23 protein-coding genes are annotated in these 25,630 nt (G+C 43.9%); 10 read left to right on the forward strand and 13 right to left on the reverse strand.

Going from position 1 to position 25,630, the window contains the following annotated elements; all coding sequences use genetic code 11:
- Positions 1-85: 85 nt before the first annotated feature.
- Complete coding sequence (locus tag LEP1GSC058_RS18015; protein ID WP_016551283.1) at positions 86-1,519, reverse strand: polysaccharide deacetylase family protein; 1,434 nt, start codon at positions 1,517-1,519, stop codon at positions 86-88.
- A 212-nt stretch (positions 1,520-1,731) separates the two neighbouring features.
- Positions 1,732-2,244: an LB099 family protein gene (locus LEP1GSC058_RS18020; protein ID WP_010568553.1), complete on the reverse strand. Its 513-nt coding sequence runs from the start codon at positions 2,242-2,244 to the stop codon at positions 1,732-1,734.
- 1,069 nt (positions 2,245-3,313) lie between these two features.
- Here LEP1GSC058_RS18020 and LEP1GSC058_RS18025 point away from each other — a divergent pair.
- From LEP1GSC058_RS18025 to LEP1GSC058_RS18045, 5 genes are all read left to right on the forward strand, one after another.
- Entirely contained in the window at positions 3,314-4,153 is an 840-nt protein-coding gene (locus LEP1GSC058_RS18025) for an SDR family oxidoreductase (RefSeq protein WP_016551292.1), read from the forward strand.
- A gap of 106 nt (positions 4,154-4,259) precedes the next feature.
- The gene (locus tag LEP1GSC058_RS18030) at positions 4,260-4,685 is read left to right on the forward strand and encodes an RrF2 family transcriptional regulator (RefSeq protein ID WP_016551209.1); all 426 of its coding nucleotides are present in this window, start codon (positions 4,260-4,262) and stop codon (positions 4,683-4,685) included.
- A 170-nt stretch (positions 4,686-4,855) separates the two neighbouring features.
- A complete protein-coding gene (locus tag LEP1GSC058_RS18035; RefSeq protein ID WP_016551351.1) occupies positions 4,856-5,215 on the forward strand; it encodes a YciI family protein in 360 nt (119 codons plus the stop codon).
- Between the two features lie 76 nt (positions 5,216-5,291).
- Positions 5,292-6,572, forward strand: a complete 1,281-nt coding sequence (locus LEP1GSC058_RS18040; RefSeq protein WP_016551342.1) for an RNA polymerase sigma factor — start codon at positions 5,292-5,294, stop codon at positions 6,570-6,572.
- Between the two features lie 278 nt (positions 6,573-6,850).
- Positions 6,851-7,684 carry an AraC family transcriptional regulator gene (locus LEP1GSC058_RS18045; protein ID WP_016551074.1) on the forward strand — a complete coding sequence of 278 codons (834 nt, stop codon included), beginning with the start codon at positions 6,851-6,853 and terminating at the stop codon, positions 7,682-7,684.
- A gap of 61 nt (positions 7,685-7,745) precedes the next feature.
- Here LEP1GSC058_RS18045 and LEP1GSC058_RS18050 read toward each other — a convergent pair whose 3' ends face one another.
- The 4 genes from LEP1GSC058_RS18050 to LEP1GSC058_RS18065 are packed head-to-tail and all read right to left on the reverse strand — an operon-like array spanning position 7,746 to position 12,828.
- On the reverse strand, positions 7,746-9,797 hold the full coding sequence (locus LEP1GSC058_RS18050; protein WP_016551325.1) for an ATP-binding response regulator: 2,052 nt from the start codon (positions 9,795-9,797) through the stop codon (positions 7,746-7,748).
- Positions 9,798-9,799: 2 nt separating this feature from the next.
- Positions 9,800-10,216 (reverse strand): response regulator, encoded by a 417-nt coding sequence (locus LEP1GSC058_RS18055; RefSeq protein WP_016551188.1) that lies wholly within the window; start codon positions 10,214-10,216, stop codon positions 9,800-9,802.
- Positions 10,217-10,258: 42 nt separating this feature from the next.
- Positions 10,259-10,639, reverse strand: coding sequence for a response regulator (locus LEP1GSC058_RS18060; RefSeq protein ID WP_016551094.1), 381 nt, complete (start codon positions 10,637-10,639; stop codon positions 10,259-10,261).
- A complete protein-coding gene (locus tag LEP1GSC058_RS18065; protein ID WP_016551317.1) occupies positions 10,636-12,828 on the reverse strand; it encodes a PAS domain-containing protein in 2,193 nt (730 codons plus the stop codon). The genes LEP1GSC058_RS18060 and LEP1GSC058_RS18065 overlap by 4 nt, the downstream gene beginning before the upstream one ends.
- Positions 12,829-13,356: 528 nt before the next feature.
- Between LEP1GSC058_RS18065 and LEP1GSC058_RS18070 the strand changes: the two genes are divergently transcribed.
- On the forward strand, positions 13,357-14,340 hold the full coding sequence (locus LEP1GSC058_RS18070; RefSeq protein WP_016551319.1) for a sodium-dependent bicarbonate transport family permease: 984 nt from the start codon (positions 13,357-13,359) through the stop codon (positions 14,338-14,340).
- Between the two features lie 26 nt (positions 14,341-14,366).
- Here the strand turns inward: LEP1GSC058_RS18070 and LEP1GSC058_RS18075 are convergent, their stop codons facing one another.
- Positions 14,367-15,614 carry an NHL repeat-containing protein gene (locus tag LEP1GSC058_RS18075; protein WP_232224745.1) on the reverse strand — a complete coding sequence of 416 codons (1,248 nt, stop codon included), beginning with the start codon at positions 15,612-15,614 and terminating at the stop codon, positions 14,367-14,369.
- Positions 15,615-15,884: 270 nt separating this feature from the next.
- Between LEP1GSC058_RS18075 and LEP1GSC058_RS18080 the strand changes: the two genes are divergently transcribed.
- From LEP1GSC058_RS18080 to LEP1GSC058_RS18090, 3 genes are read left to right on the forward strand one after another with little or no spacing between them, the layout of a single operon-like run.
- On the forward strand, positions 15,885-16,286 hold the full coding sequence (locus tag LEP1GSC058_RS18080; protein WP_016551374.1) for a YciI family protein: 402 nt from the start codon (positions 15,885-15,887) through the stop codon (positions 16,284-16,286).
- A gap of 24 nt (positions 16,287-16,310) precedes the next feature.
- Positions 16,311-17,291, forward strand: a complete 981-nt coding sequence (locus tag LEP1GSC058_RS18085; protein ID WP_016551197.1) for an alpha/beta hydrolase — start codon at positions 16,311-16,313, stop codon at positions 17,289-17,291.
- A gap of 3 nt (positions 17,292-17,294) precedes the next feature.
- A complete protein-coding gene (locus LEP1GSC058_RS18090; protein WP_016551241.1) occupies positions 17,295-18,548 on the forward strand; it encodes an RNA polymerase sigma factor in 1,254 nt (417 codons plus the stop codon).
- Positions 18,549-18,567: 19 nt separating this feature from the next.
- On the opposite strand, the gene LEP1GSC058_RS18095 is transcribed toward LEP1GSC058_RS18090, so the two are convergent.
- Positions 18,568-18,927, reverse strand: a complete 360-nt coding sequence (locus LEP1GSC058_RS18095; RefSeq protein WP_016551363.1) for a hypothetical protein — start codon at positions 18,925-18,927, stop codon at positions 18,568-18,570.
- A gap of 291 nt (positions 18,928-19,218) precedes the next feature.
- Positions 19,219-20,217, reverse strand: coding sequence for a GlxA family transcriptional regulator (locus LEP1GSC058_RS18105; RefSeq protein WP_016551095.1), 999 nt, complete (start codon positions 20,215-20,217; stop codon positions 19,219-19,221).
- A gap of 158 nt (positions 20,218-20,375) precedes the next feature.
- Between LEP1GSC058_RS18105 and LEP1GSC058_RS18110 the strand changes: the two genes are divergently transcribed.
- Positions 20,376-20,762 (forward strand): DUF1304 domain-containing protein, encoded by a 387-nt coding sequence (locus tag LEP1GSC058_RS18110; RefSeq protein WP_016551067.1) that lies wholly within the window; start codon positions 20,376-20,378, stop codon positions 20,760-20,762.
- 180 nt (positions 20,763-20,942) lie between these two features.
- On the opposite strand, the gene modC is transcribed toward LEP1GSC058_RS18110, so the two are convergent.
- From modC to LEP1GSC058_RS18130, 4 genes are all read right to left on the reverse strand, one after another.
- Positions 20,943-22,016, reverse strand: a complete 1,074-nt coding sequence (gene modC, locus LEP1GSC058_RS18115) for a molybdenum ABC transporter ATP-binding protein (RefSeq protein WP_016551096.1) — start codon at positions 22,014-22,016, stop codon at positions 20,943-20,945.
- A gap of 1 nt (position 22,017) precedes the next feature.
- Entirely contained in the window at positions 22,018-22,701 is a 684-nt protein-coding gene (modB, locus tag LEP1GSC058_RS18120) for a molybdate ABC transporter permease subunit (RefSeq protein WP_198014434.1), read from the reverse strand.
- 131 nt (positions 22,702-22,832) lie between these two features.
- Complete coding sequence (gene modA / locus LEP1GSC058_RS18125; protein ID WP_016551150.1) at positions 22,833-23,603, reverse strand: molybdate ABC transporter substrate-binding protein; 771 nt, start codon at positions 23,601-23,603, stop codon at positions 22,833-22,835.
- Between the two features lie 15 nt (positions 23,604-23,618).
- Positions 23,619-25,496 (reverse strand): alginate export family protein, encoded by a 1,878-nt coding sequence (locus LEP1GSC058_RS18130; protein WP_016551239.1) that lies wholly within the window; start codon positions 25,494-25,496, stop codon positions 23,619-23,621.
- Between the last annotated feature and the right edge of the window lie 134 nt (positions 25,497-25,630).

The following is a 25,630-nucleotide window of genomic DNA, read 5'->3' on the forward strand; positions in this document are numbered from 1 at the left end:
GATCTATTTCGTTTTTAACGAAATCGGAAATTTTTTCAGGACAAAGAACCGCAATCCAAGCTTTCACCCCTCGGACATTGGACGGTTAATCAGGATCCTTAGAAAATTCCTTCCGGTTTACGAATAAAAATTGAGTCTCGGATTTTCGACCGTCCGGCGTTTTTCCCGATATTACGAAGGGAGGGTAGCTGGTCTTTGTTTTGAAATCAGGGATTCTAACCGAATATTCCGTTCCGGATTTTCTAGATTGAATGGCATCCTTTCCCCGAATTTGCATTTTAACGGTATTTGGATCCAATCCTTCGACAGTAACGCTAAACGTTTCTCCGGGTTTTACCCAAGAGCCGTCGAGAATACCTAATTTGATTTTATTCGGCGGACTAGCGCTGAGAATCGAGTTAAATCTTGATTGAGATTGTCCCCAAGGAATTAAGGAACGATGAATCGTGTAGGCGTAAGTATTAACTACGTTTTTGCCGGGATTCACGGTAAATGCCATTCGGTAACCTGCAGCCTTTGCTTCTTCGATTACGCGTACATCGTACAATCCGAATGGATAGGCAAGATCTTGAACGGTTTTTCCGGTTTTTGACTCCAGTATAGATTTTGAATCTTTCAACTGTTTACGAATCTCAGCCCGTTTCATCGCGGGTAGTTTTGGGTGGTAAACCGTATGCGAACCCAAATCCAAAACTCCGCTATCTAAAGCTTCCTTCAGCTCGGACCAGCTTAAATAGAATTTATACTTTGGATTGGAAATTGCGGTCGGATAAATGAAGATAGAGGCCCTAAATCCGTATTTTTTTAATAAAGGGACAAGAACGGTTTTGTGCGTGAGCGAGCCGTCATCAAAGGTGAGTAGAATGGGCTTTTTCGGGAAATCTGCGCCCGCCTTTCCTTGAATGTACGCGTAAAATTGATCCAGACTAACCGTTTGGTACCCTAGATTCTTCAAATATTTGAACTGTTCTTCCAATAAACTAGGGTCTAGATTATAGCCACCCATCGGGTTTCCATTATCGACTAAATGGTGATAACAAAGAACCGGAATCCCTTTCCCGTGTCCGGAACCGTTTGAATTTTCCTTACTGACGTCGTAATTTGCCTTTGGCGGCAATCCGGAAACCCCCGGAACGGCATTCTCATAGGATTTAGGAACTTGGTTTTTTTTTGTCTCTTTATCGTTATTTTGACGATTCGAGCGCGTTTTTGTCCTACTCTTCTTTTTTATAGAGGAAGACGACCCTTCTTTCTCCGAGCCATCCGATTCTTCTTTCTTGATCGTTGCTTTTGCCTCAAGATTCGGCTTTTCGGATTTTACAGTATTTCCGGACGATTCCGATTCCGAGACCGGCGGCTTCGGTAAGGGGGGCTTATCTTTCGTCGCATCCTGATCCTTTCTTTCCTTTGGAGAATCTGGATTCAAAAAATTTTTTACCGGAGTCGAATCGACGGAAAATGAGAAAAAAAATAGGGATATGAAAATGATGGCAAAGATGGGTCGTTGAAAACGGTTCATATTCTCTCAAAGAGGAAAGGTCACCGCCCATTTTTTTTGACTACCCTGGATCCGCAACTGTTTACCGCCGGAAGGCCCGCGGGAGAAGTCTCAGCCAGTGCAATCGATGTCGATTTGAAGCCTATCGATTTTCAAACCAAAATTTTTAGGTTTGGAAATCTATCGATCGGATGGAAAAACTCGCCCTCATGATCGTAAGAGCGAGTTGGAATTTATTTCTTTCCTTTTTCTTTAATCAAACGTTTTAGGACGGATTCCGAGTGATTGCTCAGTTTAATCACGGCCGCCTTCGTGGGTTTTTTCTTTTCTAACTCCAATAGTATGGTGGCGAATCTGAATTTTCTTCTGATATGATTCACCGCTGGAATTGAAGTTTTAAATAATTTTGCCAATTCGTGGTCGGCGTGTCCTTCTTGATTCAAATCGTAAAATCGAATCAACTTACTTTCATCCCAGATGATCTTTTCATCGGACTTATAGTAATTATGATGCTCAAGTCTCCGACTATTTCTTTCATAAGATCCTTGGTTTCTTTTCTCGCGCCAAAACGGATGCCGATTTCTTGCGTATTTTATGTCATCTATTGTATAACCTGATTTATTCAACCATTCTGTGGTAATACTAGATTTCTTCGGTCCTTCTAGTTTTGATTTTATGGAAAATTCGATATATTGCTCCGGTGTTTTGGCCGAGAGTAGTTTCTTTTTTTCCTTTTCGTAATCCATAGCCTTGCCTTGCGATCGCTGACTCACCGTGAATAAGGTGTTAGTTTCTGTTTAAAGTCGGTGGATAGTGTTCCTTACCTTTAGCTTTACCGAAACTCTTTTTCCGATAATTAACCGAAAAAACAAGCCAACTTGACCTTAGCCGTCATCTCAAGAGTCCGAATCATAGTAATCATTAAGTATACTAAGAATATTAACCGAACTTGACCCCTTTTCCACGTTCCTATTGTCGACTATAGCTTTTAGAGTACGCGATAAAGATGCGATCGATTCGGAGCCTTATAATTCAAAAGATTTTTATAAGCGAAGTCATTTATTAATGTGTTGCGAAAGCCTAGACGAATCGTAACTTCCGAAGGTTTTCGTGATTTCTTGTTAGGGGACTCTTGAGTGTGTATTTTTTAATCAGATAAACCGCAGTATCAAAACGAAACTTCAAAAGTTTCGATCCTTTACTCCGAGTTTTCTTCCGTTTACGTAATTTGAGTATCGAACGTAACTAATATTGTGACACAATCACCGCAATCGTTTGTGATGCCGCTTACAGAGAGAGTGTTGAGTTTTACCGATTATCAAGGCCCAAGCTCCGATTTCGGCTTTGTCTTAAATTTGATCGAAAGACCTCAATCGACTAACCAATGCCAAAGAACAAAACCGCAATTTTTACTTTAGAACTAGCTCTATTATAGCGGATATTTTCTTACTTCCTTTAACATTCACTTCCGATGCCCAAATTCCGATTATGCATGCCGAGTCGGTAACCGCTTGCTCGAGTCGAAAAATAATAAATCGGTTCGCCTCGTCATTTGAGTCAAGGAATAGATACGATTGTTTAAATAAGGCCCGAAAGCTAAAAATTCAACCCGGTTAAATCTATTTTTGATCCCTTGCAGAAGAAAAAGCCTGGTTTTCCCGCTCTTTTGTTATCTCCATGCAGAAAGTTTTTTCCCGAAACTTTCCGCATGGAGAATTACTGGAACTCTCTTTTTCCGACTCGGTCCAATGATTTGTTCCCACTTCAGTCTAACTTATGTCAGAATGAATCCATACTTTAAGCAGGAAAGATAAAATGAAACACGCGGTAATTACGGGCGGAACTGAAGGTATCGGCAAGGCAACTGTGAGCGGTTTAGCCGATCGGGGTTGGGCTGTCACGATGGTAGTTCGAAACCCAATGAAAGCGGAAAAGACGATTTCGGAAATTCGAAACAGAACGGGAAATGAGAACATCGATTTTGTGACAAGTGATCTTTCTTCTCTGGCAAATGTGGCGAGCGCAGCAACGAATTTAAAGAAGAAAATTCCTAAAATAGACGCATTAATCAACAATGCCGGAGTAATGTCTCCGGAAAGAAAAATTTCCGAGGACGGATACGAGCTTAATTTCGCGGTAAACCACTTGTCTCACGCATTATTAACCGAAATTCTTTTATCGAATATAAAAGCGGCGTCCCAAGGGCGGGTGATTTCGGTCAGTTCCAAATTATACAGGAATGCTAAACCGGATCCGGATGATCTCTCAAAGGAGAAATCCTACGGATGGATGGGAGCCTACTCCGATTCCAAGCTATATAACATTTTTTTTACACAGGATTTAGCCGACCGTATGAAAGGCACTCAGGTCACTGCAAATGCTCTGCATCCCGGAGTAGTGAACACGGAGCTATCCCGTGACTTAAAAGGTCCCCTAGGATTTATTTTTTCCGGAATTAAGAACCTTCTTTTTATCTCACCCGAAAAAGGCGCGCAGACCTCCATCTATTTGGCGGACGCACCGGGTCTAGAAACCGTTTCCGGACAGTATTTCGAAGATCGAAAACAAGTAAAGTTAGGCGGCCCGGCGCTCAACTCGGAACTTAGAGAGAAAATCCGGGAAGAAACCCGGAAAATTATTTCCAAGTTTATGTAACCTTGCGCGAATTCGAATATCCGTCCGTCCCCCATTTTTATCCGACCGAAAATTCGAACGCGGTTGACCGACGGAAGTCTAAGTCTAGTATAGACGCCGAGTTCTAATGGCTACAAACAAACGATTTTCGGTGGCAGTCCATACGCTCGCTACTGTCGGTTATCACCAAAGAAAAGATTCTCTGCCGGTTACTTCGGAGGATGTGGCGAGAAGCGTCGATACGAACCCTGTCGTAATACGCAATCTGATTCGTTCGTTAAAGGCAGCCGGAATCGTGGAATCGAAAGAAGGGAAGGGCGGCGGACTTTTTCTTTCTCGCGATCCTAACTCCGTAACTCTCGGAGATATTTACCAAGCCCTTGAACCGTCTCCGGTTTTAAAGGAAAACGACGGTTCAATCTTAAAGGCCTGTCCGGTTAGTTCCAATATCAAACACATACTGAAACCTCTGCTAAAAGATGCAGACAAAGCGGTCGTTGAAGTTCTTTCCCATACTACGTTGGAGCAAATCATTCAAGCGATCCCGCATTGAATTCGAGCGACAAAACCGTCCTAGTATAAAGTCCGGCTCGGGATTTTCCGCTTGTTTAAAGCCCGTCTTTTTTTTTATTTTTTTCGGAAAAATGTCGATCCTGCTTGGCCGACTGCGTCGGTCCGGTAAGAAGCTGGGGAATACCCTTCTTCATTTAAAGGAGCAAAACCATGAGATACCAACTACTTATCTATATCGATGAGAAAACCAGCGCTAACGTACCTATGGAAGAAATGGGTCAAATATCCGAGGCATATAAGGTATATGCCGAAGACCTTCTTAAAGCCGGAGTTATGTTAGGCGGAGATAGACTGCATCCGACTGCGTCCGCTGCCACCGTAAGAATCCAAAACGGAAAGAAAGTGACTACACATGGCCCGTTTGCGGAAACAAAAGAGCAATTAGGCGGCTATTATTTAATCGAATGCAATAACTTGGACGAAGCGATCGACTGGGCATCTAAATGTCCGGCCGTCCACCGCGGTTCCGTAGAAGTCCGTCCTGTTTTTGATATGGCACCTGTGAAATAAACAAAATCGTTTCAAGGAAGCGACGGTTCATTTTTCGGAGATTGTTACCTCGTCGCTTCCGATACGTTACTTTACGATGAGCGAATTCGCAAGGCAACTTTTAGAGCGGGTCCACAAGCAAGAGTATGGTCAAATTCTCGCGACTCTTATCGGATGGTTGGGGGATTTCGAGTTAGCGGAAGAAGCCCTCCAAGATGCATTTCTCGCAGCGGTCGAACATTGGGAGAGACTGGGAGTTCCTAATAAACCGGGGGCTTGGTTAACTACTACTGCTCGTCGAAAAGCGGTGGATCGCATTCGAAGAAATCGTTCCTATTCGATAGATCCTCTTTCGCTCGAAATTATGGATTCCGTTCAAACCCTCGAGGTCGAAAACGTATCGGACGATTCAGAGATTCCCGATGAACGCTTAAAACTGATCTTTACCTGCTGCCACCCGGCCTTGCCGATAGAACATCAAATCGCACTGACACTTCATACGCTCGGTGGACTTACTACTGCGGAAATCGCTTCCGCCTTTCTTGTCCCGATAGCGACTATGGCACAGAGGCTGGTACGCGCTAAACGAAAGATAAAAGATGCGCGCATTCCTTATTATGTACCTCCGATTCATTTGCTCGCGGAAAGAGTAGATTCGGTTTTGGCGGTACTTTATCTTATTTTTACGGAAGGTTACGCTGCGACCTCAGGCGATTCGCTCATCCGGCAGGAGTTATGCGATGAGGCGATCAGGCTATGCAGAATTATCGAACTTTTGATTCGCAGAAAAAAAGTCCGGACCGATGTTCCGGACCAACAATACGCCGAAGTTCTCGGATTATTGTCGTTGATGCTTCTGACTTATTCGAGACGAAGAGCCAGAGTGGGAGAGGACGGAGAATTGATCGTACTTAGCGATCAAAAACGTTCTCTTTGGGAAAAAGCGGAAATCCAGGAAGGATTGGTCTTATTAGATACTGCCTTGCATTTAAAACATATCGGACCTTATCAACTTCAAGCCGCAATCAATTCTATCCATGCAAGTTCCCCCGATGCAGGATCGACAAATTGGAGGCGAATTTCCGAACTGTATAGACAACTTCTTCTCTTTAACGATACTGCAATCGTACGGCTGAATTGCGCGGTCTCGATATCGATGGCAGGCGACCCCGCCGAAGGTCTTCTTTTATTAGAATCGTTAAACGAAGAGTTAGACTCATTTGCTCCGTATCACCTAGCTCGCGCGGACATGCTTACTCGTATGAATGACAAAAAGAAAGCGAAAGAGGAATATCGTTTGGCATTGAACCTGACCCAAAACCAAGTGGAACGGGAATTTATAGGCCGGAAAATCGCGGAATTCTCCGACCTAGAGTAAGATAAACATTTCATTATACTTCTTTCAGTATCGTACTCGTGGATAAAGATAACCGAGATAATTCAAGCACCCGAATTATTTTCATACATATATATCCATTTGATTTTTTGTTGAATGAATGCCGGCCCGATCAACTGAATTCGAAAGTAAATCAAAGGTAGGAAATTTATTTGAATTGAATTGACTCCTTTTCGTCTTTTTTTTAAAGATAGCAAGAACTATCAAGCGGGCAAGCGGCGCCTCGCGTATTATCTATTTAAGCAGAAAGCGAGACTATCATGGATTTTGTCCAAAAGGCGCTTTGGTTTGTCGAAAGCCATAAACGGGATACTATTTCTCTCGAAGAGATAGCCGATGTGTGCGGAGTCTCTCCATTTCACCTAACCCGCACTTTCGCGACAGCCATGGGAGTCTCGTTAATGCGATATGTTCGGGCTCGCCGATTAAGCGAGGCAGCGAGACAACTTGCGCTAGGAAATAAGGATATCCTCTATCTAGCGCTCGATGTCGGTTACGGTTCACACGAGGCTTTTACTCGTGCCTTCCGCGATCAGTTCGCTCTGACACCGGAGCAGATTCGAGCTCAAGGCCACCTGAACAATATTACTTTAACGGAGCCTATAACAATGAATGCCGTCCCAATTTCAAACATGGACCCGCCTAGATTCGAGACCCTGAAACCAAGAGTTTTCGTCGGTCTCGTAGAACGTTATGATTGTGAATCGCCTGGAGGAATCCCCGACCAATGGCAACGTTTTTCCCCTTATATAGGAAACATTCCTGGTCAGGTAGGAGATACCGCATACGGTATTAATTTCAACTTCGATAAGGACGGAAACTTCGAGCATATGAGCGGAGTCGAAGTTAACGAACTTTCTAGTATTCCGAAAGGATTGAATACTCTTCGTATACCTGCACAACGATACGCGGTTTTTTCCCACAAGGATCATATCGCCGGAATACGGGCAAGTTTTGTCGCGATCTGGAATAAATTACTTCCTGAGTCGGGAGTAAAAGCGGTCGAAGGCCCGAACTTCGAGTGCTATGGCCGCGAATTTAATCCGAAAACCGGCTTAGGCGGTCTTGAGATTTGGATTCCGATCGAGGGTTAAATAAATCTCCGTGCAATTGTTTACTTCAATTGCACGGAGTAATCCTTCACTTCACTCAAATTTACTGTTCAATTAACTCTAATAATTCGGTAAGCCTATACGGCTTTTGAATAAACTCGACCGGTCCTTCACGAAGCATTCGTTCCTTAACTTCCAATCCGATAAATCCGCTAGCAACGACCACTCTTACGTTCTCGCCAAAGGATAAAATTTTACGAATGACTTCTTCGCCTCCCAAATAAGGCAACCCGAGATCCGAAATAACAATGGATATTTCAGCTTGATATTTTCTATAAATATTCAATCCTTCTTCCCCGTCGCCGGCCAGTAATATATTATAGCCTTTCGGCACCAAATAATCATATATTAAACTTCTTAACATCTCTTCATCTTCGATAAATAGAATAAATCCTTTACGTTTATGCAACCCATGGCTTTCCTCTTTTAAGACGGGCGCGATAAGTTCAGGCATATTTTTCTTTATGGGTAAAAAGATCGAAAATGTCGTCCCGGCCGATAATGCACTATCGATTTCGATCAAACCCTCGTGGTTTTCCACAATTCCATAAACTACGGACAGACCTAAACCAGTCCCTTTACTAGCTTGCTTCGTAGTGAAAAAAGGTTCGAAAATTCTTTCCTTCGTTCTTTCGTCCATGCCGGTTCCCGTATCCGAAACTTGAATCGCCACGTAGCGATTGTATTTTAATTTCGGATTCATCTCGTTTGGATCGGGTTCCTCCATGATTTTAGTGACGATCGTAAGAGTTCCCCCGTCCGGCATCGCGTCTCTCGCATTAATCGAAAGATTAAGCAGCAATTGATGGATTTGAGTGGCATCACATCTTATCGAGGGAAGATTATTTTCCAATTGAAAATCAAGTCGTATAGTTTTAGGAATCGTTTCGATCAGAAATGCCCTGATCTCTTCGGCGACCGCATTTATATTTGAAAGTCCGAAGATGGTATCGGTCTTTCTAGAAAATGTAAGTAATTGTCTTACGATTCCAGCGCCTCTCTCACATCCTTTTTGAATAGCATTAGCACAACGTTCGATTTGATTTTGGTCGTCCCGCTTAGATTGCAAAAGAAATGCGTGGCCGGAGATAATGGATAAAATATTGTTAAAGTCGTGAGCGATACCGCTAGAGAAATTTCCCAATGTCTCCATTTTCTGGGCTTCCCTAAGTTGTTTTTCAAGCGAACGCTCTTTCGTCCTATCGATAAAAATTTCGCAAATTGCCTTTGTTTGTGAATCCGTAATGAACGGGAAAATATGCAGCATAACCTGAAGCGGACGTTCATCTCGCCGTTTAAGGACGACTTCCCGGTTTAAAATGGCACCGCTTACGGCTTTTTGAAACAACGATCTCGCCTCATCCATATTGGACAAAGGCACTATATACTCGCATAGATCGTTTCCTTTTAAACTCTCTTCCGTAAACTGAAACATTTCCTGGAACGTTTTATTCACGGTGATTACTCGGCTCTCAGTATTTAAGATTGCTAAACCGATAGGGGATACGTCAAAAAGGAGATTAAAATTATATTTTTGTCGAACCGATTCTTCTTCCGCTTTTTTTCGCTCCTGCATTTCAAAGTTTAGTTTGTTATTCTGCTCTATGAGCTTCATATTTTGTTCTTCAAGTTTTTCCACGAGGCTGTGACTATATTCGCGGAGTATCGTCTCGTTCGAATAATTGATCGGAGACAATATTCGATCTTTTGCATTTTCCCGGATAGAATGAATCGATTCTAGAATCGCCTGAACCGGGGAAGGTTTCTTGAAGAATCGATCGGCGCCTAGTTTTAAAGCGAACTCTTCATCCCCTGCGGATGTGTAAGTGGCGGTATAAAAAATAAAAGCAATTGAATCATATTTCTTATTTCTTCTTATATTCGCGCAAAATTCGTACCCGTCCATATTAGGCATAAGAATGTCGGATATTATAGCCTCGACTTTATTATTCTCCAAGATGGACAAGGCCTTTATCCCGTCCGAAGCTTCATATACCGTATAGCCGTCTCCTTGCAAACGGACTCTCAATATCTTAAGATTCATCGGTTGGTCGTCGACTATCAGTATTGAAATCGGTTCCTCGAGTGCGTTCATAGTTAGAACTCCGTCTCGAAATGGAGGTCTATTAAATTCTTCTGATGACGCATTTTAAAATCGCGTTTAGTATCTTCGATCGCCTTAGATAGAAATCGAGTATCGATCGGCTTTACCATATATGCCGAACAGCCGGCTTTCAAAGCTTCAAAGCGCGTATATCGATCCGGGTAAGACGTAATTGCTATGATCGGTATCTGGCAAACGTTCCGGTCGTTCCTAATCATCCGAGCTAAAGCAAATCCATCTATTCCCGGCAACGAAAGATCTAATAGTATTAGCGTGGGACGGTTCGTTTGCAACGTCTCCCATGCTTCTTTAACCCCCCGCGCTTTCGAAACATTATAGCCGGCGTACGAGAGTACGACATGCGCTAACTTCATTTGCACTAAGTCATCTTCAACGATCAGAATATTCATAAAATTATCAGGACTCGGCACATTAATGCGGAAAATATATCATCAATCATGGCGAACATTTCCTAAAAATCCAATCACCTGTGAAGGGAAGATTCGCGTGTTTATCGGTTTAGTGATATATCCGATACAGCCCGACTGAAACGCTTTTTCTTGATCCCCTTTCATAGCGTACGAAGTTAGGGCGACTATCGGGATATGTTTAGTTTTGTTATTTTCTTTAAGCAATTTTGTAAGAGTAAGCCCGTCCATACCGGGCAATTCGATATCCATTAATATAATATCCGGCAGAAACATTTCTAAATTATGCAATGTGTCTTCCGCATCGATCGCGCTTATAATTTCGAAGCCGGCCGATTTTAGTACATTACAAGCCAATTTTAAATTGGTCGGATTATCGTCGACTATCAGGACTTTCGCGTTCATAAGGCTTGGCTCGTATCAAGGACTCTAGGTAAGTTAATCGTAAACGTGGAACCTTTCCCGAGTTCGCTTTCTATCGCGATGGATCCTTGTAGTAGCTCGACAAATCTTTTTGTTAGCGCAAGACCGAGACCCGTCCCTTGGTATTGGCGATTCATTCCGGAATCTAATTGCTGGAACTCCTTAAATAAACGACTTAAATCCTCTTCCTTGATTCCTATTCCGGTATCCTTGACTTGAATTTCCAGTCGATCGAGATTAATAAAGGATGAATAAATCTCCACTTTTCCCTTTTCTTGCGTAAATTTTACGGCATTGGAAAGCAGATTGAATAGGATTTGTTTAAATCGTTGGTGGTCAAGGGTTACATCGTCATTTCCGTTCGAAATAACTTTGCTGATATCTATTTGCTTTTCGTGAGCGAGAGTAGAAACGATCGCGATGGCGTCTTCTATCGCATTTGCAACCGAGAACGTTTCCGGAAAAAGTTCCATTTTACCGGCTTCAACCTTCGACAAATCGAGGACATCATTTATCAGATTCAACAAATGTCTTCCGCTTTGCAGCACATCTTCAAGATATTCCTTTTGCTCGCCGTTCAATTTTCCCGGCTTCTCGTCTAGAAGGAATTCGGAAAAACCGATGATCGCATTTAGGGGAGTACGTAATTCATGCGACATGCTGGCAAGGAATTCGCTTTTCAGACGACTCGCCTCTTGAAGTTTTTGCTCGAACCGTTTTCGCTCGGTTACGTCCCGGATAGCGCTGGAAACGAATAGTCCCTCTTCGGTTTCAAGCGGACTAAGACTGATCTCTACAGGAAATTCCGTACCGTTTTTACGAATCCCCAACAGTTCGAGATTGGCCCCCATAGCCCGAACTTTCGGATTCGAAAAAAAATCAGTTCGATGTCTCGGATGTACCTCTCGAAATTTCTCCGGGATTAATATTTCGATCTTTTGTCCCAATAGTTCGTCTCTTTCCCAGCCGAACAATTTTAATGCTTGCGAATTAACTAATACGATGCTTCCGGTACGATCCACTATCACCATGGCATCCGGTGCGCTTTCCAATAGATCTTTAAATTTTTGCTCGGCCTTTTTTCTATCGGTAATATCGCGAATTGCACCCGTTACGAGTGTTCCTTCTTCCGTTTCAAGAGGACTTAGACTGATTTCAACCGGGAATTCGGTACCGTCTTTTCGTCTCGCAAAAAGCTCCTGCTCCGCGCCCATAGATCTAGCGATAGGGCGCGTAAAAAAGCCGTTTCGATAAATCTGATGATTTGCGTGAAAGCGATCCGGAACGAGAATTTCGACTTCTTCTCCTAAAAGCTCTTCTCGTTTGTATCCGAATATTTTTTCAGTCTGAGAATTGACTAAGATTATCCTGCCATCTTTTCCGACGATGACCATCGCGTCCGGAGCAGATTCGAGAAGACCGCGAAACTTTTGCTCCGCTTTTTTCCGGTCGGTTATATCGCGCACTGCGCTCATAACCATCATACCTTCATCCGTCTCTATCGGGCTAATGCTGATTTCGACAGGGAATTCTTCTCCGGACTTACGAAGGCCGTATAATTCCAAACCCGCGCCCATGGTTCGGTTTCTTGGTTGAACAAAAAAGCCGGCACGATGGTTTAAATGATTTTTTCGGAACCTTTCCGGAAGAAGGATCTCAATTGGCTGACCTATTAGTTCGGTTATTTTATAGCCGAATGTTCGCTCAGCTTGGGCATTCGCAAGAACGATTCGACCGGTTATATTTACCATTACGATCGCATCAGGCGTCAAATCAAGAAAGTGGCTATATTTCGCTTCGACTAATTTGGCGTCTCGAAGCACTTTCAAACCGGTTACGTCCTTTTTTGCGGAAAGAAAGTACATTAGTTTATTATTATCGTCAAATACACCTTTAGTGGATGCACTCACGTGAACCAACGAGCCGTCCTTTTTCCTTCGAACCGATTCGTAGACCACAAGACCCCGATCCAAGGCTTCGCGATAAATTTTCTGTTCTTCCTCCCTTCGATCTATCGGGAAAATAAGATCGGTCACTAATTTTCCGACCGCCTCCTCTTCCGAATAATCGAATATCACCTCCGCCGCCCGATTCCAATCCAAAACCCTTCCGTCCAAGTTCGTCGTAATGATCGCATCCGGCGTCGTTTTAAATAATTCTGAAGTATCCATATATCCGAACGACCTTTTGACCTAACGAAAAATACCTACATCTCGGCCTTGTTGCTAAAATTTAAGCAACCAATCTGCAAATCAGAGTAAACTACGAAATTGAAACTATCAATTAAAATATTATATACTTAATCATTAATTAATTTATTATTATTTATTTTTAGAATTCCCGGACTAGTGATTTTGATCGGTCTAAATTCCAGGAATAGCCGAGTGATAGAACATAACGTTCGTTTACTAAACAGGGCGCAGCCGCTCCCGCCTGCAAAAACTTCCGCGAAGATTCTTTACCTTATCGAATGCGTTTGCGCTTACGGTTTGAAATTAACGGACACAGAATGGAAAATTATCATATATAAACATTTGATTACACATGGATTTTTATGAAATTATCGATACTTTAATTTTATAAAACCTTAAAATATTGATTCCAATTTTGAAACCGTTGTAGATAAATTAGGATCGAAAATACGCACCGGCAATTCTTTAAGAAGGATCGAATTGCGGCTCGAATTTTCGGGAGATTTCATGGATATTCATGCCATTACCGAGAATGTGCTAAATCCGCCCGTTCTTTTCTTCTTTTTAGGGATGGGCGCCATTCTTTTTAAATCCGACCTCGCTATTCCCGATCAAATCGGAAAGTTCTTTTCAATTTATCTGATGTTCGCCATCGGGCTCAAGGGAGGACATGAATTATTTAAAACGCCGTTTACCGACGAGCATCTTTATGTCCTCATAGCCTGCGCAATTATGGCGACTGCAATTCCCGTTTACGCATACTATATCTTAAAAATGAAATTAGACCGTCCTAACTCCGCCGCGTTGGCCGGTTCGTTCGGCTCGATTAGTGCAGTAACTTTCGTCACGGCCGGCGCTTTTTTACGCAATATCGGACAGGAATACGGCGGATTCATCGTGGCGGGAATGGCATTGATGGAATCTCCCGCGATTATTGTCGCCGTTTTGCTAGATCGGGTGAATAGAACTCGGGAAGCAGGGATCGGGGAGGCGGGCTTTTCATGGAAAAGCCTTTTGCATGAGGCTTTCTTCGGCTATTCCATATATCTGCTCTTAGGTTCCCTTTTTGTAGGATACTTTACAGGGGAATCCGGATGGAAGAAAGAATCCCCTTTTTCCGAGAATTTATTCCAAGGAATTTTAACATTATTCCTTTTGGATATGGGGATTTCAGCGGCGAAGCGATTCAAAGAAATACGGAAGGTTGGCGTATTTCTGATAACAGCGACTCTCTCGATCATGGCAATTAACGTTATATTGGGTGCGACTTTGGTAAAAATAATAGATATGCCGATCGGAGACGGTTTAATGTTTCTCATACTTTGCGCGTCCGCATCTTATATTGCGGTTCCGGCTGCGATGAAAGATTCCATCCCCGAAGCGAATCCGAGTATCTATCTGACCGTAGCTTTGTCAGTGGTTTTCCCGATCAATATTATCGTCGGTATACCTCTATATTATTATATTCTAACTATTATTCTCGGAAAGTGAAAATTGGAAGAGCGTTACTTCACGAATTACGGATAAAAAAGTACCCGATTTAAACTGTAATCGGTCACCCAAAGCTGCCCGCAAGGAGCGACTGTTACATCAAAAGGGTTTACCGTCGTCGAGGCAGAAGCCGTAAGATTAGGATTAAAAGAAACGTAGTCCGGTTCGCCCAAAACATTATCCGCATTCATTCCATTTGAGAACGGAGGAGAGTAATGAGTGACTCGACGGAACTGCCCGTCGGTTACCCACATTCCTCCTTTCGAATCGAGCGAAACTCCGCTCGGAGCCCAAAGTGCATTCCCGGTATTGATCCCGTTGAGCGTACTCGTAAAGTTCGTGGAACCTACTACTATATTCGCATTCATTCCATTGGTAAAAGGGGTAGAGTAGTGTAAGACTCGAGAATTTCCGGTATCAGAAACCCAAACTCCGCCGCTGGAATCGACTTTGACCGAAGCTGGCCCGCCCAAATTCGAGGCAGTAGGAGGGCTGCCTGCGGCTCCAGTGGTAAAATTCGGTTGCCCGAGAACTCGATCCGCGGACATTCCACTGGTTAAAGGAGCAGAGAAATGCAAGACCCTAAAGTTTGCATAATCAACTACCCAAAGCCCACCCGAAGCGTCGACGGTAACTCCGGATGGATTGTTCAATAATGCATTCGTTGTTCCATTTACACCGGTAGTTCCGATTACTATATTTGCACTTCCGCCAGTCGTAATTCCGTTCGGGAAATGCAGTACCCGATGATTCGTTCCATCCGCGACCCATAAACCTCCGGATGAATCCAGGGCTATCCCCCCTGGAACTTTAAATTGGTTTAATGCTGTTCCGGAAACCCCGCCCAAGATGATATCCGGATTCCCTCCGGACGCGATAGTGGATGGAAAATGCAAAACCCTATTGTTTGAACCATCCGCGACCCAAATTCCTCCGTTGGAATCGGCGGCGATTCCTTGGGGGCTATTCAATCGATTCGAGGCCGAACCGAAGGAACTGCTCACGTAATCCGATTGGCCGAGCACGATCGTAGCGCTTTCTCCTAAAGTCAACACAGGCTGGGTGGCGCAGGAGGAAGCAGCGGGTCGATTTTCAAGGATGAGCGAAAGTAAAAATCCGGCTCCGTGACTCATGTCGATGCTCAGAGGCAGAGCTTTATTGCACCCGTAAAATAAAGATGTAAAGACAACCGGTAGGACGACCGCTAAGACCTGTCGAAATTGCAGCAAGAGATACCGACCGAAAGACCCGTTTTTCATTTCACATAACAACACGATAAGTTACCTGCTGAACGATTCAGGATAATTAACAATTGAGACAGAAAAAATTGAGAAGAAATCTTGGAAATTCGCCCGGATTTTAGAGTTGGTTCATCTTCGCGTCATTATGACGGTTTGCATTAAGCGCGCGGATACACCGTTAGAAGCGTTTTTTGGACCTCTAAAATCGCGGGAAAATTCTATTGGATATGTCGAGACCTTCTAAATCGCTACGACTATCCATAGACGCGTTCAATTAAATGCGTCACCTAAAGGAGTAAATCAATGAAGTACATATTAATGATGCAATTCCCGGTTGTAGACTGGAAAACGAGCAATTTAGGCACTTGGCCACCGGAAGATGTTAAGAGAAATATCGATTTCTTAGGCCGTTTCAATACGGAGCTTCGTAATTCAGGAGAGCTGGTAAGCGTAGAGGCTCTAGTGGGCCCGGAAGAAATAAAAATTATACGGGCAAAAAAGGACGGATCGCCGGCAATTACTGACGGACCCTTCCCCGAATCAAAAGAGTTTCTAGCGGGCTATTGGATCGTCGACGTGGATAGTCCGGAACGCGCATATGAAATTGCGGCAAGCGCATCGGCAATGCCAGGGAAGGGTGGAACTCCCGCGAATATTCCGATAGAAGTGCGCGCAGTGATGAATATTCCGAACGGCGATCTCTAAGAGCGATAAAGGAGATTTCAATACATGAAAAATGGAAACTCATCGTTCGGTTTCATACTTAAGAACCGCAAGAAAGTATGGATCCCTATCGCTTTATTTATTTTAGTATTCGTCTTACCGGCAGGAGGTCTTTGGGATGCCAGCAATCAGTTACTTTTTCCGGTTTGGAGAGGAGTAACGAAGGACTTGTCCGTTTGCAAAGAGGAAACCGCAAAGTATTGGGGAAGAGAATGCGGTAATCTTCGGAACACTCATGAGTTCAAATTTAGCGAAGTCAAAATCGGATCGGTTAGCGGCTATGAATTGCCGGGTTGGCTAATCGTTGCGGCGGAAAATGGAATGGCGCCTGCGAATGCCGGCATCTTGCTGATCCACGGCGGGGGCGGGGACAGACGGGAAGTTACGAAATACATTCGGTTTTTTTTAAGCCGTAAATTCGATGTTCTCACGTTCGATCTTTCCTGCCATGGTGAAGCTTATTGCGCGGTTCCGGGTTTGACATACGGACATCGGGAATCGAGGGATGTGCTCGCCGGATATCGTTACCTCTCGGATAGATATTCAAAAGTATATGCGATGGGTTCTTCAGTAGGAGCAGCGTCGATTTTGATCGCGATGCCAGATATGCCCAAACTAGCTGCGGTGATTGCGGAGAATCCGATCTTCAATTTTCAACGATTGATTATTGAATCTCCCTCTGCACCCGGATTTCTTCCAAATTGGTTCAAGAATCTCCTCGTTCAGCTTACGATGCTACGCGGGAGATTCGACGGATTACTAAGTCCCGCAAATTCCGTTCGTCTTGTCAAATCGGTGCCGATATACTTTATTCAAAGCAAAGCGGACATGGTGAATCCTTTTAGACATACCCAGGAACTTGCAGAATTGTATGCAGGACCAAAAACGCTTTGGTTTCCGGAAATCGGAAGTCATGGCGCGATATGGGATGTCGACGCCGTCGAATATGAAAAACGGCTCGAGGATTTTCTAAAAAGAATACGATAGCCGATGAGGAAAGAATCTACCCGTGACAATTTGCTCGGAGAACTTGCGCCACAGGTTCTGGGCGCGGTGATCCGACGATTCGGGGATTTCTCCGCAGCCGAAGACGCAGTGCAGGAGGCTTTATTAGCTGCCGCTATGCAATGGCCTTTGGAGGGAACGCCGAAAAATCCGCGTGGATGGTTGATCCAAGTCGCTTCCCGTCGTATGATCGATCATATACGGAGCGAACTTGCGCGACGAAGACGAGAAGAAGCTTGGATTCAGGAAGAACCGTACGAAGAATCGACGGTAGAATTACGGGATTCGACGGACGTTCGAGGCCAAGACGACACATTGATATTATTGTTTATGTGTTGCCATCCGGTACTCAACTCTTCGTCTGCGATTGCACTTACATTACGTGCCGTCGGAGGTTTAACGACGGCTGAAATCGCAAACGCCTTTCTGGTGCCGGAAGCGACGATGGCACAGCGAATCAGCCGGGCAAAGAAGCGAATTAAAGATTCGGGCATTCGATTCGATTTACCTTCCGATAAGGAAAGATCGGAACGGTTGGACTCCGTTTTGCACGTTCTATACTTGATCTTTAATGAAGGCTATGCGAGCAGTATAGGTCCAAATTTGCAACGTTGCGATCTTTCGAACGAAGCGATACGGCTTACACGGGCAGTTCATAATCTTCTTCCGACTGACGGAGAGGTTACAGGCCTTCTTTCATTAATGCTATTGACCGACGCCCGACGTACAGCTCGCACCGGTCCGGAAGGCGAGTTGATTCCGCTTGCGGAGCAGAATCGAACTTTATGGGATCGGGATGCAATTACGGAAGGAATCAGATTGATAAGTGAAGCACTTTCGAGAGGATCGATCGGAGCTTATCAACTCCAGGCCGCAATTGCAGCCATTCATGACGAAGCCTTACGTTCCGAGGATACCGATTGGCAACAAATCTTAGCTCTTTACGGTTTACTTAAGCGTATGTCCGATAATCCTATGGTTACTCTCAATCATGCAATCGCGGCAGCTATGGTCCAAGGACCGAATATCGGTCTCGAATTATTGACGACTTTGGATGCCGATAAGCGACTTGCCGAACATTATCGGCTCGATGCCGTTCGCGGGCATCTAAACGAGATGGCAGGGAACCGTCAGGCTGCAATTAAACATTATCTTACGGCCGCCGGAAAAACAACGAGTGTTCCGGAGCGAAACTATCTAAACACCCAAGCCTCTCGACTCGCTTCCTTGAATAAATAGGAAACGTTCCCATGAGCAATTATGAAGCAAGCAGGAGTTTTGCTTTACCGGCGACGGAGTTTTCGGATTTGCGGATCATCTTATCTTTTTCATAACCAATTTCGTCGATAATGCTGTCGGTAGGATCAATCAATAGTTCGTTAGTATAATTCATAAAACATACGAGCGCCTCGAGCCGAAAGGGAAAAGCTTCACAAACTCGAAGCTTTTCCCTTTCATTATATTCGAACCGGTAATATTCACTCCAATCAGCTTCCGATACGTTCCACCAGTCGGGAATGGATTCATGCCATTCGAATTTATATCTGATACTTCGTTCCAGTAATATGCAAATCGCTATCGCCAGCTTCTTTCCGGCTTCAGCTTCTCGTTCTTTCATAAAATCGCTCTCACAATCCAGCAATGCATCTCTCTTAAATTAAGCAAGGTCACTTGTGTTAATTTGGAGTTGGACTTATAAGCTTGCTTTCTTGATAATACATAAGACACAAATTACTAATTAATTACATGATTCATCAATAAAAATAACAAAAGATCGTCGAAACCTAAAGGATGATAATCATCAACAAACAAGAAGATTATAATAACTAAATATTGATGCATATCAAATTTCGAATATTCTCTTGGCAATAGCGTGAACTCTTTGCTAGGAACAAACGGCGAAGAAATACTAAGACCTAGCGGCATTAGTCGGGAAAATCTTCAGAGAATGCTTTCTTCGGTGTTCAAGCGGAGTGCTTCCGGTATACCGTTTAAAGAGTAGTCTGAAAAAACCTACATTCTCATATCCCGCGGCATAACTAATCTCCTCGATCGAATCGCCGGTTTCTTCCAGACGACGTCTTGCCCATTCGATGCGCAGACGCTGCAAATACGTAGACAACGGGTCTCCCGTCGCTTGTTTGAATCTTCGCTTTAAAGTGCGAGGACTCAAGCCGACTCTGCGTGCTAAAGTCTCCATTGAAATTGAAGATGCGAATTCCGTTTCTAGAATTGCTTGAGCCTCCGCGACCGGGGAGTCGTCATGATGTTTTTGAGCCGCAAACACCATAAAAGGCGTTTGGGAAATTCTATCCGAGTCGAGTAAGAAATGCTTCGCACATTTGAGCGCAACTTCCCTTCCAAGCGACTGCTCTAACACGTGGAGACCGAGGTCGTAGAAAGCGTTACTTCCTCCCGAAGTCAGAAAGTTACCCTGATCTATGACGAGTCGATCTACGTCAAGATGGACCGACGGAAACATTCTTCGAAAAAGAGGAGCAAACAGCCAATGAGTAGTGGCACGACGTCCGTCAAGTAGTCCGGTCGAGGCCAGTACGAATGCGCCTGAACAAACGCTTGCGATACGAGTCTCCCTTGAGGCCATTTCTTTAATCCATTCAATTTCGAGTCTACATCTTCGCTTAACATTTACAACGTTCGGCCCAATTGCGGGAATAATAACCAAATCGACTTTTTCACATCTCCCGATTAGATCGGGCTTGATTTGAACACTGCCATGAAGTTGAACCGGTTCCGATTGCATGGCCGCGGTTCTTACCCGGGAAATCCTTGGTTTGCGGCGATTCTCCATGTCCATACCGGCAAATTCAAAGAACTCAAATAACCCGGTAATAACGGAAGCAGGTGAGTCCGGAATGAGTAGAATAATCACGTCCATATTCAGCATTTAGACGAAAATATGGCCTAATCGCAACGAAAACATATTTTTTACAAAAAATAATATGGCACAATCACATCGAAAATTGGCGGAGCTGGACCTTTACAAAAGGTGCTATATCCGCTAAACTCACGGAATTAATTTAAAATCTCAGGGAGATTAATGAAATGATAATAGCTGCAAGGATTATTGCCGGAATCGTCGGCGCCCTTCATGTATGGATATTTTTGATGGAAAGTGTTCTCTGGATGCGCCCGGCAATTCATCGACGCTTCGGGGTATCGGATGTAAAGACCGCCGAGATGATGAAAAGTATTTTCCTAAACCAAGGTTATTATAATTTATTCCTCGCAATAGGTGCACTTTATGGCGCGATTTTTTTCCAAATCCACGCAAACTACGCCCCTCCGATCATGTTGTTCGCTTGTCTTTCCGTTTTCGGTGCGGGGATGGTCCTGTTGATATCCAAACCTTCAATGGCGCGCGCCGCAATTATCCAAGGTCTGCCTCCGCTGGTCGCAGTAGTGCTTCTAAGCATTTCAATATGTAGCTAAAATTTTAGATCGAACGCTCCTAACGTAAATCCTAGGTCGATTTTCGTTAGGAGCTGAAATGATTTTAGGCGCGACTTCAAATATTAAGAAATATGAAAATATTAAATTTCTCCACATATTGGAACTATCGTTGATCCGTTTTATATCCTTCTATTCCCGTACGTCGAAACATTAGTCCACTCATTCCATTAAGCTAGTCGCGGAATTTACTTGAAACAGCATTCGTTTCCCGACGGAAATACCCGATTCCTTCGATTCTAATTTAGTTAGATTGGCGATAAAGACGGCTTGTCCTACGCGAAAATGAACGAGCAATAGGCCGGGGTGATCGCTTTCCAGAATTGCCTCGACTTGTCCATGTAGAATATTACGAATATTACTTTCTTCCGAATATTCCCGAATAAGAGTTATATCTCGCGCAAATACTCTCACTTTCATTCGCGAACCTAGACTAAATTCTCGATTCAGTATCCATAGATTTCCACCCGGGAAATCCAATCGGACTAAATGCCAGGCGGCGTCAATTTCTCCGACGGTCGTATCTAAAATTACTCCGACGTTTTCGCTAAGTCGATGAACGAGGTCTGCTCTCGAAAGAGTTTCGGATACGGGTCCGGTCGCCAGCACTTTGCCGTCATCCATTACGATAATATGATCCGCTAATCGTACAATCTCATCCAAAGAATGACTCACGTAGAGGACGGGAATTTTCAATTCTTTGTTTAATCGCTCTAAGTACGGCAGAATTTCCTGCTTTCTTTTTTTATCCAAGGAAGCCATCGGTTCGTCCATCAGTAGGAGCCGAGGATTAGTCACTAATGCTCGTGCAATAGCGACTCGTTGTCGTTCGCCACCGGATAGATTATCGGTTTTTCTTTCCAGAAGGTGACCGATTCCTAATAGCTCGATAGTTTGATTCAGATTAATTTGCCGATCGCCTTTGGTTCGTTTTAATCCGTATGATAAGTTGCCTAGTACTGATAGGTGGGGGAATAAACTAGGCTCCTGAAATACATAACCAAGTTCGCGTTTATATGTAGGTAATGAGTAATTATCGTTCTGCCAGATTGTTCCGCCGACGCTCAAAAACCCTCGCGTCGTACTCTCCAGCCCGGCAATACATCTAAGTAGAGTCGTTTTCCCCGAACCGGAAGAACCGAAAAGACCGGTGACTCCTCTTTCCGGTAGAATAAGATCCACACTGAGTGCAAATTTTTCACGATCGAGAAGTAAGCGAATAACTATTTCGTTCACATTATGCTCTCTTTCGAGAATTCGGCTGCAAGATATAAAGGGCCAGCAATGCGGAAAATGAAAACAGCAATAATATTATCGCCAACCTGCGTGCCTGGAGATATTCCAACGCTTCAACATAATCGTAAATTTGAACGGAAGCGACCCTAGTGATGCCCGGAAGATTTCCTCCTATCATGAGAACCACGCCGAATTCTCCGACAGTGTGTGCAAAAGATAGGATGCAAGCATTCATAAATCCGGGAAGAGTGAGAGGTACCGCGACCGTCAAGAAAGCATCCAAGGGAGATGCGCGCAATGTAGCCGCAACTTCCAAAGGGCGATCGCCGATCGCTTCGAAAGCAGTTTGTAAAGGTTGAACCATGAAAGGAAGAGAATAGAATACGGACGCGATCACAAGTCCCCAAAAAGTAAACGGCAATTCTCCGAGACCGAGTCGACTCGTAAGATAACCGATCGGACCGTTCGGCCCCATTGCGTATAATAAATAAAATCCAAGAACCGAAGGAGGTAATACCAAGGGCAATGATACCACCGCTCCTACAGGCCCTTTCCAAGGCGATTTTGTCCGGGCTATCCACCAAGCCAATGGCGCCCCTATAAATAGAAGAATTACGGTAACTACGCTAGCTAGCTTGACCGTTAACCAAATAGCTTGAAGATCACTGTCAGAAAGGGAAATCATTATCTACTCTCAATTAGTGAATCTAAAATTGTTTCCGAAAAATTACAAGCAGCGCGAGGAGGGTAGTGCGGATCAGAACTTAAACTCCAAAATTGTCACTATAGAATTTCGGTTTCGGATTTACCCAAGATTCATTTATCGGAAGATTCGCTAGGAAGCGCAAAACCGTATTTTGCCATCACGGTTCGTACGGCTTCGCCCATAACATACTCGGCAAATTTCTTCGCTAGCGGATTCTTAGATGCTCGTTTTGTAACTATAAATCCTTGTTCTAACGGCTGGTGTAGGTTATCCGGTATTAAAAAATAACCGCCTTTCCCGGCTAACTCCGGACTGATCGCCAATGATAAAGCGATAATTCCGACTTGTGCATTCCCGGTTTGAACGAACTGCGCAGTTTGTGCGATATTTTCTCCGAACACTAATTTCGATTCTACTTTTTCCCATAAGCCTGCCGAATGTAAAGCTTCTTCCGCTCGCTTACCGTAAGGGGCGTGTTTGGGATTGGCTATGGCAATCCGAACAACTTTAGAATCCAGAAGATTATTCAAGGTCATTTTCGACGCGTCTTGGTTTGCACTCCAAAGCACTATACGGCCGATCGCATAAGGGATTACTTCGGAAGAGGCGAAACCGCTTTTCGCTAATTCTCGAGGATAGTTGATATCAGCTGAAAAATAAATGTCGAAGGGCGCACCTTCTCGAATCTGTGCCTGAAACTTTCCCGAGGAACCGTAAACGACATCCACTTCGTTTCCCGGATTGGATTTTTTGAAAGAAGCAATAATCTCATCCATCGCAAACTTGAGATCGGACGCGGCGGCAATCGTAATTTTTTCCGCCTGAACGGAAAGCGATAGCGACAATATGCAAAAGATCGTTAGTCGTTTAATAAACTTCATTTAAGGCCTCTATGTTTAAATTGCAAAGACTGTTTGTAAAAAGAAATAAGTCGAATTGGGTTGATTAGTGTATTGTAAAGCCGGATTCGAATTTGAAAGATTGACTTTCGAATTCGTAATTGCATCCCCCGCGCGTAAGAACGCAATTCCAGCCCAGACCGAAAGATTCTCATAAGGAGTCACTTGATAAATCAGATCGATTTCGGAGGCTATTTTTTTCCCTAAGTGAGTAGCGTTCGCATTATTCGCATTTTGATTAGTTGCATCTTCCGTGCTTCCCGCAACATATCCGTTATTATTATAATAACCGTCCTGAAGTTTGGCTTTATAATAAAAATGAGATATGAACGTAAACGTTCCCCATTTCCCATAATCGTATTTAATGTTTATCGAATAATCTTTTATGTTCTGCCAGAAAACGACACCCGAAAGATTCGCTCCCGACCAAGGAATAGAACCGCCTGCCGCTCTGCGTGCACCGAATAGGGGATTCCAAGTCGAAACCGAAGAATCGTTTCGATTAGGATCGCCCGAAGCGTACACATATTGAATGCCGATTCGCAGAGGATTAATCGGCGCATATCCGGTTTGCAGCGCGAGAAAATGAGCGTCGTACTTTTGATTTTCATTTTGAATCGCTTGCCCATTGACGTTAATGCTAGTTGTTCCCGGACTTTGTAACCAAGAAGTTCCGACTTTCTGACCGGTCGATCCTCCTTGCCATGCCGCCTCGACCGTCCAATCCCATTTAATAACCCCGTCGGGGAGAGAATTATTCTGAGTTCTATTGGTTAAGCGAAATCCGTAGGTGTTCAATTGGTCACTTTGCCGAGTACGTAACTCGGAATCGTAAGCCGGCGCGGTCGGACTGACTATTGCCCTCTTCATTAAAGTGAAATCGTAAAAATCGGCTCCGATCCAATTTGCGAACTTGATCCAATAATTCGTTCCGACAAAATACGCATCACCTACCGAATTGTTCGCGGCTCCATTGGCAGTCACTAACCCGCTTGCATTATTTTGAGAACTTATTACGAAACCGAAAACATCTAAACTCTGGATTCCCCGCTTTGCGGTAAATCTTAACCCGTCGAAAGAATTTCCGATTTGGTTAAAGTTTCTGGCGCCGACGATCCTTCCGTCCCCGAATTCCACAATCTGTCGTCCGATTCGAAGCCTGAAAGATTCATCCGAACTGCGAACATCCAGAAATGCTTCTCTAAACGAAGTAGGATTCGAAACGGGGACCGTTTTTTGAGTCGCAGTATTGTACGTAACTCCGGCATTCCCCGCTAAACCGAAGCGCCCGTCACCGGTTCCGCTCGGGAATTGGCTTCCCCCCCATTGGCGGATATCTTCGAGCGTAATTTTGAATATTAAATTTTTATTAATATCTCCGATCAGATATGCCTGGGTTTGATTGGTAAAAATGTTCTTATTGTCCGGGGTGGTCTTATCGAAATCCGGATTGAACAGAGATTCGTATCTAGGCCTGAGTGCAAATCCGACTCGATACTTCTCTTGAAACCAAAGATCTTTGTTTGCTCGAACTGCTTTATTTTGATCCGGAGTTAATTGTAAAGAACGTAGATATTCTCCCGACAACTTCCCGACCATCGGACTCTTATAAGGTGCTTCCTGCGCAGGAATCGGATCCGAAGATAATGCCGGCCCGGATATGGCGTCCTTCGGCTGAGCAGGAATCGTAGATTCCGGAATCGGCGAAACTTCGCTATTATTTTTCCGAAGGTTCTCTTCTTTTGCGTCGGAAGCGGGTTTATTTTGAATCGGTTCTTCGGCGACGAGCAGGCTCGGTATAATGATAAGCGAAATGATCAAATAACGTACAAAAACGATTTCGATTTTCTTCAATTGTTTAGGGGCGTTTTTCATTTTTCTCTTTCAAATATTTATAGGGGCGCTATATTATCAAGTATATAACGGTTGTAACCGAAATTTTCTGAAAAATCCTCCTTTAGGAAAATTCTTAATTTTGAAATCTTGGGTCTATAGAGAGTTAGTTATAC

It is taken from the genome of Leptospira fainei serovar Hurstbridge str. BUT 6 (assembly GCF_000306235.2).
GTDB classification, from domain to species: domain Bacteria; phylum Spirochaetota; class Leptospiria; order Leptospirales; family Leptospiraceae; genus Leptospira_B; species Leptospira_B fainei.